The organism is Micromonospora inaquosa (genome assembly GCF_003857055.1).
In the GTDB taxonomy this organism is placed as follows: Bacteria; Actinomycetota; Actinomycetes; order Mycobacteriales; family Micromonosporaceae; genus Micromonospora; species Micromonospora inaquosa.
Map to the genome: position 1 here is coordinate 1 of NZ_QGSZ01000021.1, position 1269 is coordinate 1269.

The 1269-nt window shown below is 65.3% G+C and carries 1 protein-coding gene; it reads right to left on the bottom strand.

Going from position 1 to position 1269, the window contains the following annotated elements; all coding sequences use genetic code 11:
• Positions 1-32: 32 nt before the first annotated feature.
• A protein-coding gene (locus tag DLJ59_RS00105) for an IS3 family transposase (RefSeq protein WP_124770506.1) occupies positions 33-1201 on the bottom strand; the annotation gives its coding sequence in 2 pieces (ribosomal slippage) (positions 33-914 and positions 917-1201; 1167 coding nt in all).
• Positions 1202-1269 lie beyond the last annotated feature (68 nt).

Consider the following 1269-nt stretch of genomic DNA (forward strand, 5'->3'; position numbering starts at 1 on the left):
GGGTCTGCTGCACCGATAGGTGACAGTTTCAGTCACGCGGCCTGACTGGCCGATGGGGTCATGATGGTCTCGTACTCGATAGGGGTCAACCGGGACAGGGATCGTTGGCGTCGGCGGCGGTGGTAGGTCCGTTCGATCCAGGTCACGATCGCGGTCCTCAACTGCTGCCGGGTCGTCCAGGTCCGGCGGTCGAGGACGTTGTTCTGCAGCAGGCCGAAGAACGATTCCATGGCGGCGTTGTCGCCAGCGGCGCCGACTCTGCCCATCGACCCGATCATGTGGTGCTGGTTGAGGGCACGGACGAATTTCCGGCTTCGAAATTGCGACCCGCGGTCGGTGTGCAGCACGCAGCCGGCCACGTCACCACGACGGGCTACGGCGTTGTGCAGGGCGTTGACGGCCAGCCTCGATTTCATGCGTGAGTCGATGGAGTAGCCGACGATCCGGTTGGACCACACGTCCTTGATCGCACACAGATACAGCTTGCCCTCACCGGTGCGATGTTCAGTGATGTCGGCCAGCCACAACCGATTCGGGCCGTGGGCGGTGAAGTCGCGGCGCACCAGATCGTCGTGCACGGGCGGACCGACCTTGCCGCCCTTGCCCCGACGCTTCTTCTTGCTGAACGCGCTGAACCAGCCCATGCCCGAGCAGATTTTCCAGGCGGTGCGCTCGACCATCGGCTGGCCGGCAGCGCGGGCCTCATCGGCCAGGAACCGGTAGCCGAACTCCGGGTCGTCGCGGTGGGCGTCCACCAAGGCGTTCGCGCGGTAAGCGGCAACCAGTTCGGCGTCACCGACCGGCCGGGCGAGCCACCGGTAGTAAGGCTGACGAGCGATCTTCAATACCCGGCACGTCACCGCCACGGGGATCCCGTCGGCGGCCAGCTCGCTCACGAGCGGGTAGAGCCTTTTCCCGGCAGGTTCGCCTGCGACAGGTACGCCGCGGCCCGGCGCAGGACCTCGTTCTCCTGCTCCAGCAGCTTGATCCGCTTGCGGGCCTCCCGCAGCTCGGCTGACTCGCTGCCACTGACGTCAGGCTTGGTCCCAGCGTCAACGTCGGCCTGGCGCAACCACTTGAACAACGTCATCGGATGAACTCCGAAGTCCTTGGCGATCTGCTCGACCGTCACGCCTGGATCACGATCACGGGCCACCCGCACGACGTCATCGCGGAACTCACGGGGGTAGGGCTTAGGCACAGCAACATCCTTCCAGCCCGCCACCAAGGCAAGCCATCTCAGATGTCACCTATCGGTGCAGCAGACCC